At 65.8% G+C, this 16,186-nt stretch carries 15 protein-coding genes and 1 pseudogene; all 16 read right to left on the bottom strand.

Translation table 11 applies throughout. The annotated features are described in order from the left end of the window. A complete protein-coding gene (rpmF, locus tag VGE27_RS09870) occupies positions 1-183 on the bottom strand; it encodes a 50S ribosomal protein L32 (protein WP_331049484.1) in 183 nt (60 codons plus the stop codon). A gap of 37 nt (positions 184-220) precedes the next feature. After that, on the bottom strand, positions 221-733 hold the full coding sequence (locus VGE27_RS09865; protein WP_331049483.1) for a DUF177 domain-containing protein: 513 nt from the start codon (positions 731-733) through the stop codon (positions 221-223). A gap of 137 nt (positions 734-870) precedes the next feature. After that, complete coding sequence (gene ndk / locus VGE27_RS09860) at positions 871-1,296, bottom strand: nucleoside-diphosphate kinase (RefSeq protein ID WP_331049482.1); 426 nt, start codon at positions 1,294-1,296, stop codon at positions 871-873. 3 nt (positions 1,297-1,299) lie between these two features. After that, the gene (locus VGE27_RS09855) at positions 1,300-2,172 is read right to left on the bottom strand and encodes a CBS domain-containing protein (RefSeq protein WP_331049481.1); all 873 of its coding nucleotides are present in this window, start codon (positions 2,170-2,172) and stop codon (positions 1,300-1,302) included. Between the two features lie 97 nt (positions 2,173-2,269). Continuing rightward, positions 2,270-3,142: a succinate--CoA ligase subunit alpha gene (sucD, locus tag VGE27_RS09850; RefSeq protein WP_331049480.1), complete on the bottom strand. Its 873-nt coding sequence runs from the start codon at positions 3,140-3,142 to the stop codon at positions 2,270-2,272. After that, entirely contained in the window at positions 3,139-4,284 is a 1,146-nt protein-coding gene (gene sucC / locus VGE27_RS09845; RefSeq protein WP_331049479.1) for an ADP-forming succinate--CoA ligase subunit beta, read from the bottom strand. The genes sucD and sucC overlap by 4 nt, the downstream gene beginning before the upstream one ends. A gap of 132 nt (positions 4,285-4,416) precedes the next feature. Continuing rightward, positions 4,417-6,996 (bottom strand): UPF0182 family protein, encoded by a 2,580-nt coding sequence (locus tag VGE27_RS09840; RefSeq protein WP_331049478.1) that lies wholly within the window; start codon positions 6,994-6,996, stop codon positions 4,417-4,419. A gap of 39 nt (positions 6,997-7,035) precedes the next feature. Beyond that, entirely contained in the window at positions 7,036-8,415 is a 1,380-nt protein-coding gene (locus VGE27_RS09835; RefSeq protein ID WP_331049477.1) for a phosphomannomutase/phosphoglucomutase, read from the bottom strand. 56 nt (positions 8,416-8,471) lie between these two features. Further along, a complete protein-coding gene (locus VGE27_RS09830) occupies positions 8,472-10,034 on the bottom strand; it encodes an NADH-quinone oxidoreductase subunit N (protein WP_331049476.1) in 1,563 nt (520 codons plus the stop codon). 2 nt (positions 10,035-10,036) lie between these two features. Further along, entirely contained in the window at positions 10,037-11,611 is a 1,575-nt protein-coding gene (locus VGE27_RS09825; protein WP_331049475.1) for an NADH-quinone oxidoreductase subunit M, read from the bottom strand. A 2-nt stretch (positions 11,612-11,613) separates the two neighbouring features. Continuing rightward, entirely contained in the window at positions 11,614-13,635 is a 2,022-nt protein-coding gene (gene nuoL / locus VGE27_RS09820) for an NADH-quinone oxidoreductase subunit L (RefSeq protein WP_331049474.1), read from the bottom strand. Next, positions 13,632-13,925 carry an NADH-quinone oxidoreductase subunit NuoK gene (gene nuoK, locus VGE27_RS09815; RefSeq protein WP_012683141.1) on the bottom strand — a complete coding sequence of 98 codons (294 nt, stop codon included), beginning with the start codon at positions 13,923-13,925 and terminating at the stop codon, positions 13,632-13,634. The genes nuoL and nuoK overlap by 4 nt, the downstream gene beginning before the upstream one ends. Next, positions 13,922-14,428 (bottom strand): NADH-quinone oxidoreductase subunit J, encoded by a 507-nt coding sequence (locus tag VGE27_RS09810; RefSeq protein ID WP_331049473.1) that lies wholly within the window; start codon positions 14,426-14,428, stop codon positions 13,922-13,924. Before VGE27_RS09810 ends, nuoK begins: the two co-directional genes overlap by 4 nt. Beyond that, the gene (locus tag VGE27_RS09805) at positions 14,425-14,922 is read right to left on the bottom strand and encodes an NADH-quinone oxidoreductase subunit I (RefSeq protein ID WP_331049472.1); all 498 of its coding nucleotides are present in this window, start codon (positions 14,920-14,922) and stop codon (positions 14,425-14,427) included. Before VGE27_RS09805 ends, VGE27_RS09810 begins: the two co-directional genes overlap by 4 nt. Then, positions 14,922-15,167 carry a hypothetical protein gene (locus tag VGE27_RS19550; protein WP_414653554.1) on the bottom strand — a complete coding sequence of 82 codons (246 nt, stop codon included), beginning with the start codon at positions 15,165-15,167 and terminating at the stop codon, positions 14,922-14,924. The genes VGE27_RS09805 and VGE27_RS19550 overlap by 1 nt, the downstream gene beginning before the upstream one ends. Then, positions 15,125-16,169, bottom strand: a pseudogene (gene nuoH, locus VGE27_RS09800) (NADH-quinone oxidoreductase subunit NuoH). Before nuoH ends, VGE27_RS19550 begins: the two are co-directional and overlap by 43 nt. Positions 16,170-16,186: the final 17 nt, after the last annotated feature.

The raw sequence follows: 16,186 nt of genomic DNA, 5'->3' as shown, positions 1-16,186 counted from the left end.
TTATGCTTCCTGCGCTTCTACCCGCTGCTCACCCGCGTAGTAGCCGCATTCCGCACAAACACGATGCGGACGCTTGGCAGCGCTACACTGCGGGCACGACTGGATCACGATGGCGGGCGCGACCTTGTGCGTGTTGCGGGCGCGCTTCCGCCGCTTGGATGTACGGCGCTTCGGTACGGCCATGGGACTCTGACCTGAACGTTCGAGACAAAAAAGGCCGTCAGGATTCCGACTCGCGCATTGCGCGCAAGCCATCCCAACGGGGATCCGAGGGTGGAGGACAGGTGCACGCCTCCGAGTTGCGGTCGGCACCGCACGATGGACAGAACCCCTGACAATCCTCCCGGCACAGCGCGAACGCCGGAACGGCCAGAAGCCATTCCTCACGCACCACCGGACGAAGATCGAGTTCCCGGTCACCGGGCGGGATCAGTACGACATCATCTTCCTCGGCTTCGTCGTTTCCCGACTCGGCAAAGATCAGATGCACGTCGTCCGACACCGATACCGTGACTTCACACAGGCACCGCCTGCACTCCGCCACCGCTGCACCCTCGAATCGGCCACTGAAATAAAACCGACCGGCACCCGCACTGGACAGGCGACCAACCACGTGCACCCCGGCTTGCACCGGACGTGAATCGTCTTCCTGCCATACCGGATCCGACGCCTCGAGCGTCCCATCGACGCTCTCGGCATGCGCTTCCAGACTGCGAATGTCGAAGTACAGCATAGCCGTTGAAAATAGAGCGGCCTACCCACCTACACAAGGGTCCGGCCGCTCCAATTCTTATCGGTTCGGCGCGCTCAAGTCACGCGCCCATGCAGACTTAGCGCGACGAACCCGACCACGCCAGCCGGCCGGACTTTTCAGCCGGCCAGAACATCCGATTCCGCGAAGAAAAAGCGGGCTTCACGCTCCGCGTTCTCATCGGAATCCGAGGCATGAATCGCGTTCCGACCCTTCGATTCCGCGTACAGCTTCCGCACCGTGCCCTCGGCCGCTTCGGCCGGGTCCGTGGCACCAATCACCGTGCGCAGCGTCGCCACCGCGTCATCGCGCTCGAGCACCAGCGGCATGCACGGGCCGCTGGTCATGAATTCCACCAGCTCGGGGTAGAAGCCGCGCTCCTTGTGCACGGCGTAGAACTCGCCGGCCTGGGCCTGCGTCAGATGCATCACGCGTGACGCCTTGATCGTGAAGCCCGACTTCTCGAGCAGCGCGATGATGAGGCCCGCCTTGCCATTGCCGAAGGCATCCGGCTTCACGATGGTAAGTGTACGACGACCAGCCATGGGTCAGGATCCGATCAATTTGCGAACGATGTCCCCGCGGGTCAGAAAGCCGACCAGACGGTCGTTCTTCACCACGGGCACTCGGTCGACGTCCTTGTTGAGCATGAGGGACGCCACTTCGGCGAGCGGCTGGTCGGGAGCGACACACAGAACCTGACGGGTCATCAGGTCGCTCACCGTCCGGCGCGCCGTTGCGGGCGTCTGGGGAGTTGCGACGCCCCCAGCCCGCGGAAGATAACGGCTCAGGAGGTCCCGCAGCAGCTCTCTTTCGCTCAACATGCCGACGACCCGATTGTCGGCGTCCACGACCGGCAATCCGCCGAGTCCGGACCGCACCATCTCCAGAACGGCACTCTTGAGCGGAGCGTCCGGTTCGACCGTACGGGGCTTGGCCGTCATGAGCTCGCGCACGGTCAGTTGGGCGGGCAGTTCGGCCGCCGTGAGGAACGGCAGTCCCATGACGGCGCCTGGCGTCTCCGCCGCAAGCATCGCATCCACATGCGGCGGCTTGGAGAGCACGCGGGCGAAGGCACCGACCACCTGGAGGTGGCGGGCCAGTTGCCGCGGCGGCGAGCACACCAGAATGACGATGCGCGCGCACTGGGTCTCGTCGTCGTCGAGCACCCGGCACACCGACTTCTGCGCCCGGCCGAGGGCGACCACCAGATCCTTCACCGCTTCGGTGCGGTAGTGGACCACGAAGGCACGGTCGGCGAGCCCCACCACGTCTTCCGGGCGGGCCTCCTCGATGCGCTCCTGGAGCAGCTCCGGATTGGACAGGCTACCGCTCTCTTCGAGGCAGCGGGCCAGTTCGTGGGCCGCATCGGCCAGCGTCGCCGCGCTCATCGGCACGCGCAGGCGCGACGCAGACAGCAAGTCAGCGAGACGTGAGGGCATCAGGCAGTATGGGCGAAAACACGAGCGGGGTACAAGGGATCACCCTTGTACCCCGCTCTGCTGTCCGAGGGTCGGATCAGGCCAGGCGCGCCTTGATCAGTTCCACGAAGTCGATCGGACGCTGGGCCACGCCCATGCCCGCCGCCTTGAACGAATCGATCTTCTCGGCCGCCGTACCCGCCGAACCCGAGATGATCGCGCCCGCGTGACCCATACGGCGTCCCGGCGGGGCCGTCTGGCCGGCGATGAAGCCCACGACCGGCTTGGTCATGTGCTCCTTGATGAACGTCGCCGCTTCCTGCTCGTCCGTGCCACCGATTTCGCCCATCATGGCGACGGCCTTGGTGTTCGGATCCTTCTCGAACGCCGCGAGGCAGTCGATGAAGTTGGTACCGTTGATCGGGTCACCACCGATGCCGACGCAGGTACTCTGACCGATGCCGGCCTTGGTGAGCGCGTTGACGACTTCGTAGGTGAGCGTGCCGGAGCGGCTGACGACACCGACCGGGCCCGGCGTGCAGATACGGCCGGGGATGATGCCGACCTTGCTCTCACCCGGCGTGATCAGGCCCGGGCAGTTCGGGCCGAGCAGGCGCGCGCCATGCTCCTTCACGTACGGGTACACCTTGGTCATGTCGAGGACCGGCACGCCTTCGGTGATGCAGACGATGAACTTCACGCCTGCCGCCGCTGCTTCCATGATCGCATCGGCCGCATACATGGGCGGCACGTAGATCACGGAGGTGTTGGCGCCCGTCGCCTTCACGGCATCGTGCACGGTATCGAAGATCGGCGCGGTGCCTTCGAAGGTCTGGCCGCCCTTACCGGGCGTGACGCCGGCCACGACCTTCGTGCCGTACTCGATCATCTGCTTGGCATGGAACGAGCCGTCGCGGCCCGTGATGCCCTGCACCACCAGCTTGGTGCTGTTGTCGATGAAGATGCTCACGCGGCACCTCCCTTCGTCGCGAGTTCCACCGCGCGCTGCACGGCCGAATCCATGTCGCTCGACGCGGAGAAGCCATTCTCCTTCAGGATCTGCAACGCCAGTTCCTCGTTGGTGCCAGTCAGGCGGATGACGATGGGCACCTTCAGCGGGTTCGCCTTCGTGGCCGTGACGATGCCATTGGCCACGTCATCGGTGCGCGTGATGCCGCCGAAGATGTTGAACAGGATACACTTGACGTTCGGATCGGCGGTGATGATGCGGAGCGCATTCACCACCTTCTCCGGGTTCGACGAACCGCCGATGTCGAGGAAGTTGGCCGGATCGCCGCCGTAGTACTTCACGAGATCCATGGTGGCCATGGCCAGACCGGCGCCGTTCACGACGCAGCCCACGTTGCCATCGAGCTTGATGAACGTGAGGTTCGCGTTGCGCGCATCCACTTCGCTCGGCGCTTCCGACGATTCGTCGCGCAGCGCGGCGATCTGCGGCAGGCGATCGAGTTCGTTGTCGTCGATGACCATCTTGCCGTCGACCGCGATGAGTTCATTCTGCGGTGTGACGACGAGCGGATTGATTTCCGCGATCGAGCAGCCGGCGCTCATGAACGCCGTGTAGAGCTGCTGCATGATCTTGGCCGCCTGGCGCGCGAGCTTCACATCCTGGTACAGGAAGAAGCCCATGCGCATCGCTTCGAACGGCAACAGGCCGTAGCGCGTGTCGACCGGGTGGTACAGAATCTTTTCCGGCGTGGTGGCCGCGACTTCTTCGATGTCGATGCCGCCCGCAGCGGAGACCATGAAGACCGGCTTCTTGGTTGCGCGATCAACGATGATGCCGACATAGGCTTCCGACGCAATGTCGGCCGCCACCGTGACGAGGACCTTCTCGACGATCAGGTCCTTGATGGTCATGCCGAGGATGGCCGTGGCCTTTTCCTTCGCCGCCTCGGGCGTCGGGCAGAACTTCACGCCACCAGCCTTGCCGCGACCGCCGGCATGGACCTGGGCCTTTACCATCACGGCGGTGCCAAGCTTCTTGGCAATGGCCTCCGCCTGTTCCGGCGTCGTGGCGATTTCACCGGGCGGGATTGGCACACCGGCCACCCGCAGCAGATCCTTCGCCTGATACTCGTGTAGGTTCACGCGCTCTCCAAGATCGGGGAATGTGTTCGGTTCAATGCTAGAGGGTCGGACCCGGCCACAGCAACCGCTGGCGGCAGGTACGTTCCTCGCGGTCCACCCGCCGGAACCGGCGACGGGTGAATCCGGCCGCATTCACGGCGGCGTCCGTCCCAATACGCGCCCCAGGCTATCGAACGCTGTCCCGAATGCGCCCCAGTCTCCGCGGCGCAGCGCCTGGCGCATGGAGTCGTACAGCCGGCCCGGGGCATCCTCGGGCGAGGGGGTCAGGAGCGTCACGGGAGCGCCCAGATTGGACGGGGCCCCCACCGTGGTCTCTCCAATGCCGGCGAGCGCCTGAGCCAACGTGGCTCCGATGCCCACCCGTTCACCGTCCGTCACTCCCACGCGGGCGACGACGAGACTGCCGTCGCCGCGGGACCAGAGTACGGGTTGCACCACGAACAGTCCGCTGGCGGTCGCGACGGCCTCGGGCCGGGCCAGACGGAGCCGATTGTCCCGTCGGGCGCCATCGGGCACGGCGGCACGGGCGCTGTCGAGGGCGCCGCCAAGGCGCTCCAGCATTTGGCGCCAGCGGCGGTTGGGTACCGCTGCGCTGGTCCAGTAGGTGGCCCGCGCTGCGCCACCGGTGGCGGTCGCCACCCCATCCACCTCATCGCCCGCGTCGAGGAGAGGCACGGACCAGCCCATGACCATGTTGGCGCCGACCTGTTGGGCGACCGCCGGTGGCGCTCCCCCGACCAGCACGCTGTCCGGCAGGTGGCGCACGACGGAGCCCTCGAGGCGCGATCCGTAGCGGGCAAACGTCCGCAACTGGGCCGTCGCACCGTCAGTAGCTGGTGGCAACTGGTTGACGAGACTGGCCGGCATCGCCGTTGCTGGTGCGAACAGTGCCGGTAGTTTGGCCATCCAGGTGCGGGCCAACGCATCGGGCCGATCGACAGGAATGAACCGTACGCGCCCGGTGGACGCATCCACGACCGCGGTGGCGGCCAGCTTGAAGTACGAGAAGACCCCGCCGGCGACCTGCCATCGCTGACTCAACGGATAGCGATCGGATGCACTGTAGAGGTGCAGCACCCAGTACAGGCGGTCTCCGTCGCGCACGGGATATACGTCGTCGCCTTGCACGAACACTGGCGCGAGGCGCTCGACACGCTGGCGGACATCCCGGTGTGTCACGATACGCAGGTTGCGCGCGCCCAGCGTGTCGGCCCGCAGCAAGGCCGCATCGCGCAGCGCCCAGGCGTGGGCAACACGGGCCCGCAGGCCGGACAACGAGGCGCCGGGCACTCCCGGCAGATCCGCGGCATCGATCAGTCGTGCGCCACTGACGCCGGGCCCAACCAACGGCCAGGTCGCATCGTGTTCTTCGCTGCGCGCTTCCAGCGGATCGAGCGCACTATCCTGCACGGCGGGCCGCGTGGCGTCCACCAGCGACAGGCGCCACGGCTCACCGGCCACCACCGGTTGCCGCACCAGGAGGGCCGAGATCCGGCCATCGGTGAGCGTCCACCCGGTGGGAGTCGCATCGAGCTGACGCTGCATCGTGCGTCCCAGGCGCTCCGGTGAGCGCACGGCGGATTCACTGTCGCTGTCCGCGTTTCCATCGAGCGACCGCGCGTCACGCACTGGCGAGAGGCTCGCGCCAAGCCCGCCGATCAGCGTGCGATCATCCCAGAGACTGGTCCGCAACGCCATGGTCGACGCGGGCAAATCCAGAACGCCCGCACCGGGGCGAATCCCGTCGACATCAAACGCGCGGCGACTGAACAGCGCGCGCGATGCCACATAGTCCTGGTCGCGCCGCCCGGATTCGCCGAACAGCGCCGTGCGCGCGACCACGGTGGGAGCGATGTGACGCAAGCCGATCGCCGATACCAGCACCAGTGTCAACGCGAGGAACGCGGCGCGCAGCTGACCGGTCCATCCCGTGCGCAGTACCACCAGGGCGGCGAGGCTGCAGGCGGCGGAGAGCAGCCAATCCACGCGCAACGTGAACCGGTGATCGACGTGCAGGAAGAGGCCGTCGGGGCCACTGCCATACTGCAGCAGATCGAAGGCGTCGAGGCGGTAGCTCCATGCCAGCAACAGCAGCACCAGGGCGCCCAGCACACTCAGGTGCCGGCGCACGTGGGTGGAGGCCGCCACCCGGCGTCCTTCGAGTCGCAGCGAGCGTGTGAGGGCGTACAGCACCAGCACCATGGCCGTGAGCGACACGATGCTGACCAGCGACCACAGGTACAGCGCTTCCTCGAATGGCAACCAGTAGACATAAAATCCGAGATCGCGATCGAGGATGCCTTCGATTTCTCCGAACGGCAGACCATGCCGGACGAGCGCGAGATCGGTCCAGTTGGTCATCGGCAGCGCCAACAAGGCTCCGACGATCATCGACAGGATGATGGTCGCCGAGAGCAGGCGCCGATGAGGAACCATCGAGGTGAACTCGATGTTGGCGACCCGGGATTGCATCGCCACCGTGGCAATGGTGCGGCGCACGGCGTAGAGGTTGGCAAACGCAAAGGCCGATCCCACCACCCACGCGCCACCCTGCAGGAGTAGCGAGTCGATCACCTCTTCCCAGAAGAGGGCCGGCGCATCCATGGCCGTGAACCATGCGTGGTCCACGATGAGCGCTGTCGCGTTGCGGCCGACCAACAGCAGCACCGCAACCACGAGCAGTCCGGTGAGGAACCAGCCTCGTGTCCGCATGGTGGAAATCAACCGTGGCGGCCGGGCGTCAACATGCGATCACGGCGTGACACCCTGCTCACGCAGCCAGCCTTCCATCACGCCACGAATCTCGGCCAGTCGCTCTTCGCTGCGCGCTTCGTAGCGCGCGACGATCACGGGTTGCGTGTTCGAGGCGCGCAGCAGTCCCCAGCCATCACCGAACAGCACACGCACACCGTCCACATCGATCACGTCGTGGGTGGCCTTGAAGTGCGGCACGGCCTTGTCCATGATCGCGAACTTCGTGGTGTCGTCGGTGTCGATGCGAATCTCCGGCGTCGACACGAAGTGCGGCACATCTGCGAGCAGTTCATCCACCCGACGCCCCGAGTCCGCCACAATGCGCAGCAGGCGCGCCGCCGCGTACAGCGCGTCATCATGGCCATAGAAGCCTTCGGTGAAGAACATGTGCCCCGACATCTCTCCGGCGATGGGCGCATGCATCTCCTTCATCTTGTCCTTGATGAGGGAGTGGCCCGTCTTCCACATGACGGGCGTTCCGCCTGCGGCCGCAATGGCATCGGTGAGCGCCTGCGAGCACTTCACGTCGAAGATGATCGGCTGCCCTGCCCCGGTGCGCGCCAGCACGTCGCGCGCGTACAGGATCAGGATATGATCGCCCCAGATGATGCGCCCATTGCGATCGACGACGCCAATGCGGTCGGCGTCGCCATCGAATGCCACACCCAGTTCCGCGCCCGAAGAGGCCACTGCCGCGATACAGTCCTCGAGGTTTTCGGGAACGGTGGGATCGGGGTGGTGATTCGGAAACGTGCCATCGCTCTCCGTGAATAGCCCCGTGCCCTGCACGCCGAGGGCGTTCATGAGCTGCGGGGCCACCAGGGCGCCGGCTCCGTTGCCGCAGTCGTAGACGACCTTGAGCGGCGAACCGTCCGGGTGCGTCAGCGGACCGATCTTCGCCACGATGTCGGCCACGTAGCGGTCGATCACCTCGACGTGGCGTACCTGTCCACTGCCCGTCGGGAACTGGCCACCGACGATGAGCTGGTACAGGGTTTGAATATCCGCGCCGTGCAACGACGCGGTGCCGAGGCACATCTTGAAGCCGTTGTACTCGGGCGGGTTGTGCGAGCCCGTGATCTGGATGCCGCCCACCACCGACTCGTGGTGCAGCGCCCAGTACAGCAGCGGTGTGGGGACCACGCCGACATCGACCACATCGACCCCGCACTCGGTCAGCCCGCGCACCAGCGCATCACGCAGCGCGTCGCCACTGGGCCGGTTGTCGCGGCCGACGGCCACCGCACCCTGCACGCCCCGCTGGGCCAACAGGGCCGCGTAGCCGCGACCCAGGCCATAGGCCACATCTTCGGTCAGGTCCTGCCCCACGATGCCGCGAACGTCGTACTGCCGAAAGATCGTCTGACTGATGGCCATGGGCTGGTGGGGCAAAGGCGGGAACGGCGTGCCGCCCGAAGGCCGCACGCCGGAAGTCAACGCGGAACGCTTGCGGTCTGCAAACGTATCTCGCCGCGCGGAGCAGCGGGACTTGTACTGGGAGAGGTCGTCGTCACGGCGCGTCGGGCCACTTCCATCATCGGTGTGGGATAGAGGCCGAACACCAGCAGGACCACGGCGGCGGCCGCAATCAACGACTGATTGAGCGGCGTCGTGGAAGGCACGGGTTGGCCTTCCGGGCGCGGGCGCATGAACATGGCCGACACGACGGTCAGGTAGTACGCAGCCGACACGGCGCTGGTGAGCACGAGGACCACGGCGAGCACGGTCTGTGGCGCGGGCGCCTGCAGGGCTGCCTGCAGGATGTACCACTTCGCAAAGAAGCCCATGCCGCCGAGCAACGGCATGCCCATGAACGCCAACAGGAAGACCGTCATCGCGATGGCCAGCCACGGCCGTACCAACCACAGGCCAGAGATGTCATCCAGCGTTGGCGCCTTGTCGCGTCCAGCGTTGATCGTCACCAGCACACCGAAGGCGCCCATCGTGGACAGGGTGTACGAGACCACGTAGAAGACCAGCGCCGACGTGCCCGAGGCATCACCCACCACGATGGACACCAGCAGGTAGCCGGCGTGAGCGATGCTCGAGTAGGCGAGCATGCGCACCAGGTTGGTTTGCGAAAGGGCAAACACGTTGCCGACGACCATCGTGATGACGGCGAGCCACCAGAGGCCCATGTGCCAACGCGGCGCGGCGACGGCCAGTCCTTCGATCATGATGCGCGTGAAGACGGCAAACGCCGCAGTCTTCACCGTGGCCGACATGTACGCGGTCACCGGCAGGGGCGCACCGTCATACACATCGGGCGTCCACAGGTGGAACGGCGCGGCAGCCACCTTGAACGCCAATCCGACCAAGAGCAGCGCCACGCCCGCCATGAACAGTGGGGTCAGTATCGCCTGCGACGCCGCCCACTCGGCGATGTCCTGCAGACGCGTACTGCCCGTGGCGCCAAACAGCAGTGCCATGCCATACAGCAGGAAACCGCTCGAGATCGCACCCAGCAGGAAATACTTCACCGCGGCTTCTGCGCTGCGCGCGCTGCGCCGATTGACGCCAGCGAGCACGTACACAGCGAGCGACATGAGCTCGATGCCGAGAAACACGAACATGAGGTCACGGGCACCCGCCAGCACCATCATGCCGGTGGAGGCGAGCAGCATCAGGGCGGGCACTTCCGGCCCGAACGCGGCGCTGCGCTGATGCTCAGCCTCGAGCAGCGTGAGCGCGAGGGCGGTGCCGAGCAGGATCACCAGATCCACGGCCCAGCGGAATCCGTCACCGGCGATGCGGCCATCCGGTGTGCCGGATACACCATCGCCCCACGCGATCACCACCGCGAGACCCACCAACAGGCACAGGACCACGCCGAAGCGGGCCAGTACCGACGTCCGTTCGGCACCTTCCGCCGCACCGGTCTGGTTGCCTTGCGGCGACCAGACGGATGCCAGCAGCAGCAACATCGCGCCGCCGGAGAGGAGCATTTCGGGAAACAGGGCGCGAAAGATCGCGCCGGCAGACATGGCGTCGGGCATCGTCAGCGACTCTGCGACACGGGCGGAAGCGTCGTCGGGGCGTTGGGGCCGAACCGAACCGACTCGATCAGGGCCTGCGACGCACGATCGGCGCGCTGCAGGATGGCGTGAGGAGCCACGCCGAGATAGACCATGGCGGCCACCAGCGTGACCATGACAAAGCGCTCGCGACCCGATAGGTCAGGCAAGGCTCCGTTGGTTTCGGTGTCCACCTTCTCGAACAGCAACTGCTGCACGGCGCGCAGGCCGTACACAGCGGCAAAGATCACGCCGGACGTGGCAATGACGGCCAGCGCCGGATACTCGGCGTAGGTGCCGATGAGCACCAGGAACTCACCGATGAAGCCGATCGTGCCGGGCAAGGCCACGGTGGACAGCATCGCGACGATAAGGGCGACGCTGAACCAGGGCAGCACCCGCGCGAGCCCGCCAAACGCGGAGAAGGCGGTGGTGGCCCGGCGATCCTCGAGCATGCCGGCCAGCAGGAACAGCGCCGTGGTGGCGATGCCGCTGCTGATGATGCTCATCACGGCGCCCTGCACACTCTGCTGGGTGAGCACGAAGCTACCCAGCATGATGAGACCGAGGTGGCTGATGGAGCTGTAGGAGATCACGCGCTTGAAGTCACGCTGCGCCATTGCCACGAGCGCCCCATACACCACCGCAATCACCGACAGCACGAGGATGGTGGTGCGCACCGTGTGATCCATCGCCGCCGCGGGAAAGAGCGGGATGGCAAAACGCAGGATGGCGTACGCACCGACCTTGAGGCCGAGCGTCACGGCGGCCACCGTGGGCGCGGCGCCCTGTGCATCAGGCAGCCAGGTGTGGAACGGGACCAACGCGGACTTCACACCGAAAGCGGCGAAGAACGCCAGGAACATCCACAGCTGCGTGCGGGGCGACAGGGCCACCTGCAGCAGGTTGTCGAGGTGCAGCGACGTGCCGCCACCGGCGTTCCACAGCGCGATGATGGCCACCAGCATGAGCAGCGAACCGACCAGCGTGAACAACACGTAGCGCAGGCTGGCCCGCGACGTGCCCGCCGCACCCCACACACCCACCAGCAGGTAGGTGGGGATCAGCATCAGTTCCCACGCCAGGTAGAACGCCAGCAGGTCGAGCGTGATGAACACGCCGATGAGCCCACTGGTCAACAGCAGCAGCAGTGCGCCAAACGCCGGCGTGCGCACGCGCACGTTGTTCCACGACCCCAGCAGCGCGAGCGGCACCACAAACGCCGTCATCACCACCATCGGCAGCGACAGCCCATCCACGCCGAGACTCAGCGTGGCGCCGAGGTCGGCGAGCCACGCCAAGTCCACGCGGGCCTGCCAGCCACGGCCATCTGCATCGAACACGCCCCACAGGGCCACAGCCAGCAGTGCTTCGATAGCCAGGGCCGCGACGGTCAGGACGCGCGCGTCCGGGCCGCCGCTTGGCGCCTCACCACCAGCCTCGTCGCGCGAGACATCGCGACCGCCCACACGCACCAGCAGCGCCGCGAGCACAGGCCAGAACAACATCGCCGGCAACACCCAGCGATCGATTCCCAGGGAAAGCAGCATATCGCGCATCATCAGCTCAGCGTGAGGGCCGCAATCAACGCCAGGGCACCGACCGCGAGCAGCCACGCGTACTTGCCCACATCACCATCCTGCAACCTGCTCCCCATGAAAGACGCGGTACGGGACAGCAGTGAGCCGCCCAGTGAGAACGTCTGGTCCACGCCGCGTTCCACGCCGCGGGCGAGCACCGTGTCCGCCACCGCGCTCACCGGCTTCACGATCACCGTGTCGACGATGTCGTCCACGCCATAGGCGCGCGCCAGCAGGCTGTCGTCCACGGGCGCATGCGCCTTGTCGGCCATCGGCTTGCGGTACAGCACCGCGGCGATGACGATGCCCAGCACAGCCACACCAGTGGCGATGCCAACGAGCACCATCTCGATCTCGTGCGACAGGTGCCCTTCCCCGGCCAGTCGCGCGGCGCTCTCCGCCGTGACTGGCGAAAGCCAGTGTTCGAGCACGCCCACCGGACCGATCGGAATGAGTGCCGGCAGGTTGAGCCAGCCGCCGGCCAGCGTGAGCACGCCAAGAACAAGCACCGGCGCCGTCATGATCAGTGGCGCTTCGTGCAGTGCGCTGCGCTCGGCTTCACCCGTGCGATTCTCGCCGTAGAAGGCCATCAGCAGCATGCGCGTCATGTAGATCGCGGTCAGCAGCGCGGTGATGATACCGATGCCGTAAGCGGCGTAGAGCAGCGTGCTACCGGGAATGCCCAGCAGCGACGCGTTGGCCAGCGGCGAGCCGTGCGCGCGAGCGAACACGTTCGCGAGGATCTCGTCCTTGGAGAAGAAGCCCGCGAGCGGCGGCACACCGGCGATCGCCAGCGTGGCCAGCGTCATCGCACCGGCCGTGGCCGGCATGAAGCGCGCGAGGCCACCCATGTTGCGCAGGTCCTGCGGATCATCGTGCCGGTGCGTGTGATGATACGCGTGATGCATCGCGTGGATCACCGAGCCAGCGCCAAGGAACAAGAGTGCCTTGAAGAAGGCATGCGTGACGAGGTGGAACACACCCGCCGTGTACGCGCCGCTGCCCACGCCCACGAACATGTAGCCGAGCTGGGAGACGGTGGAGTACGCCAGCACCTTCTTGATGTCCCACTGACGCAGCGCGATGGTGGCCGCGAACAGCGCCGTCAGCGCGCCGATGCTGGTGATGACCAGCGAGGCTTCCGGGGCACCGGAAAAGATCGGCGCCGCGCGAGCGACCAGGTAAACACCAGCCGTCACCATGGTGGCGGCGTGAATGAGTGCCGAGACCGGGGTCGGGCCCGCCATGGCGTCGGGCAGCCAGATGTAGAGCGGCAGCTGCGCGCTCTTGCCAGCGCAGCCCACGAACAGGAACAGGGCGATGGCCAGCACCACCGGCGTGCCACCCATGGCGCCCAGCACTTCGTGCGCGCCCGCGAAATCGAGATGCTGGGTCGTGCTCCAGATCAGGAACATGGCCACCAGGAATCCGAAGTCACCGACGCGGTTCACCACGAACGCCTTCTTGCCAGCGTCCGCATTGGCCTTGTCGCTGAACCAGAACCCGATGAGCAGGTAGGACGCGAGACCCACGCCTTCCCAGCCCACGAACATCACCGGGTAGCTGCCACCCAGCACCAGCACGAGCATGAAGGCGACGAACAGATTGAGATACGCGAAGTAGCGTGCGTAGCCCGGGTCGTCCTGCATGTAGCCGATCGAGAACAAATGAATCAGCGAGCCGACACCCGTGATCACGAGCACCATCACCATGGACAACTGGTCGAGCTGGAAGCTCCAGTCGATGGCGAGATTGCCCACGGGCATCCACTGACCCAGCGACACGATGGCGGGACCGGTGATGCCCACGCGCATGCGCATGAACAGCGCCATCGCCACGGCAAACGCGGCAATGATGACACCAGGGCCCACGACGGTCACCAGCGGATGCCGCGCGGTGGTACGGTCGCCCGCTCCACCGGCACGCGACAGCGCCACGGCGCCATTCACCAGAAAGCCGAGCAGCGGCAGCAGGATCAGGAACGGAAGCAGGGCGGCGATCATCCGCGGAGGGTGCGAAGGTTCGACAGGTCCACGGTCCCGAAGTGCCGGTAGATCGCGATGACGATGGCCAGGCCAAGCGCCGCCTCGGCTGCCGCCACCGTCATCACCATGATCACGAACACGTGACCGGTGACGCCGTGCAGGCGCGAGAACGCGACAAAGCTCAGGTTCACGGCGTTGAGCATCAGCTCTGCGCACATGAACAGGATGATGGCATTGCGGCGCGTCAGCACGCCGACCACGCCGATGGCGAAGAGAATCGCCGAGACGATGAGGGCTTCGGTGATCATGCGGTCACCCGCTTCTTGGCCAGCAGCACGGCGCCGATCACGGCGACGAGCAGCACGAGGCTGGTCAGTTCGAAGGCCACCAGATAGTCGGTGAAGAGCAAGGCCGCGACCGGCTCGACCACGTTGTCCGTGGGCGGCGAGAACTCGGGCACGTCGATACGCTGGCGCAGGGCCAGCAGCAGGTTGGCCAGCAGACCAAGACCCACGAAGCCACTGCCCAGACGCGATCCCAGCGACCGGATGTCGGAAATCTCGGTCTTGCCGAGATTGAGGAGCATGACGACGAACACGAACGTCACCATGATCGCGCCGGCGTACACCAGCACTTGAATGGTGCCCACGAACGGCGCGTCGAGCATGACGTAGAGGCCGGCCAGCGCGAACATCACGTTCACGAGCCACAGCGCCGCCGGCACCGGGTTCTTGCGCGTCACGAACAGCAGTGCCGACGCGATGGCCAGCAGCGAGAAGAAGTAGAACTGGAACTGATAGAAGGCGTTCATTCGCCCTTCGGGTCAGCAGGGTCCCACAACTCGCTCACCGGATGCGTCTGCGCGGTAAGGCGCTCCAGATCGTAAATGAACGACGCGCGATCGTATTCGGCGTTCTCATAGTGGCGACCGAGATGGATGGCTTCCTCCGGGCACACTTCCTGGCAGTAGCCGCAGAAGATGCAGCGGAACTCATCGATCTCGAACACGAGCGGGTAGCGATTGCCCTGCTCGTCTTCGCCGGGCGTCAGCTTGATGCAGTTGGCCGGGCACACCGTGGGGCACAGGCCGCACGCGACGCACTTCGCCTTGCCGTCTTCCGTGGTGAGCATCCGGTGCGTTCCCCGCCAGCGCGGCGAGAGATCCCACTTCGTCTCCGGATACTCCATGGTGACCTTGTGCGGGTCGACCAGGTGCTTGAAGGTGGTGGCCATGCCCGCGAGCGTCGAGCGGATATAGCTCACGCGCTCGAGCGGACGATGCATGACCTTCACGCCGATCGCCATCAGTTGCCCCCTTCGGAAATCACACCGGCGGCGGCGTTGGCCGCGCCAGGCAGTGCACTCTGCGCCGCGAGCTTGCGGCGCGACAGGTCGAGACCACGCGCGCGCAGGCGCTCGAGGTCGGTCGGCGCCACGCGGGCGCTGGCCGGGCTGATCAGCTTCCCGCGGTCGAGCCAGGCGAGCAGGATGGCGATCAGCACGACGTTCAGGCCGAGCAGTGCCAGCGAGAACAAGGGTCCGCGGGCCACACCCAGCGCATCCAGGCCGAGCGAGGCGGTCGCAATGATGACGATGTACGCCAGCGCCACCGGCAGCATGATGCTCCATCCGAGCGACATGAGCTGGTCATAGCGGAAGCGCGGCAGCGTCCAGCGCACCCACATGAAGACGAAGATGAAGAAACCCGTCTTCAGCGCGAACGCGATCAGCGTGACCAGCGTCTTGAGCACCGTGAACGGCGCGACGTTGTCCCACTGCGTGAACGGCAGATCCCAGCCACCAAAGAACATGGTCGACGTGAGCGCACTCACCGTGATCATGTTCGAGTACTCGGCGATGAAGAACATCGAGAACTTCATACCGCTGTATTCGGTGTGGTAGCCGGCTACGAGTTCGGACTCGGCTTCAGGCAAGTCGAACGGCAGGCGGTTCGTTTCGGCGAACGCGGCCACGAGGAACGTGAACCACGCGATGGTCAGCGAGAACACATTCCAGCCCATGCCGGCCTGCTGCTGCACGATGGTGTTGAGCGAGACATTGCCGGCCAGCAGCAGCACCGGAATGGTCGACATGCCCATCGCGATTTCGTACGACACCATCTGCGCGCTGGAGCGGAGACCACCCAGCAACGCGTACTTGTTGTTGGACGCCCAGCCGGCCAGCACCATGCCGTACACGCCCAGCGACGAGATCGCGAGCACGAACAGGAAACCCACCGGCACCGGCGCCAGTGCCATGTCGATGAGGCCCCATGGCGTGGGAAGTGGTGCGGCGAGCGGAATCACCGCCCAGGTGAGCATGGCGGGGATGAATGCCAGCGCGGGGGCAATGATGAAGAGCCAGCGATCCGCGAACGGCGGGTTGGTCTCTTCCTTCATGAAGTTCTTGATGCCGTCGGCTACTGGCTGCAGGATGCCGCCCGGTCCCGCGCGATTGGGACCACGGCGGTCCTGAAACCACGCGGCGAGCTTGCGCTCGACCAGGGTCAGCATGGCCACGGTGCCCATCCACACGGCGAAGATCACCAGCATCTTCACTACGCTCGCGG

Source organism: Gemmatimonas sp. (assembly GCF_036405635.1).
Classification (GTDB): Bacteria; Gemmatimonadota; Gemmatimonadetes; order Gemmatimonadales; family Gemmatimonadaceae; genus Gemmatimonas.
Note: the sequence above shows the minus strand (reverse complement) of the source record. Positions and strands in the feature narration are given on the sequence as shown.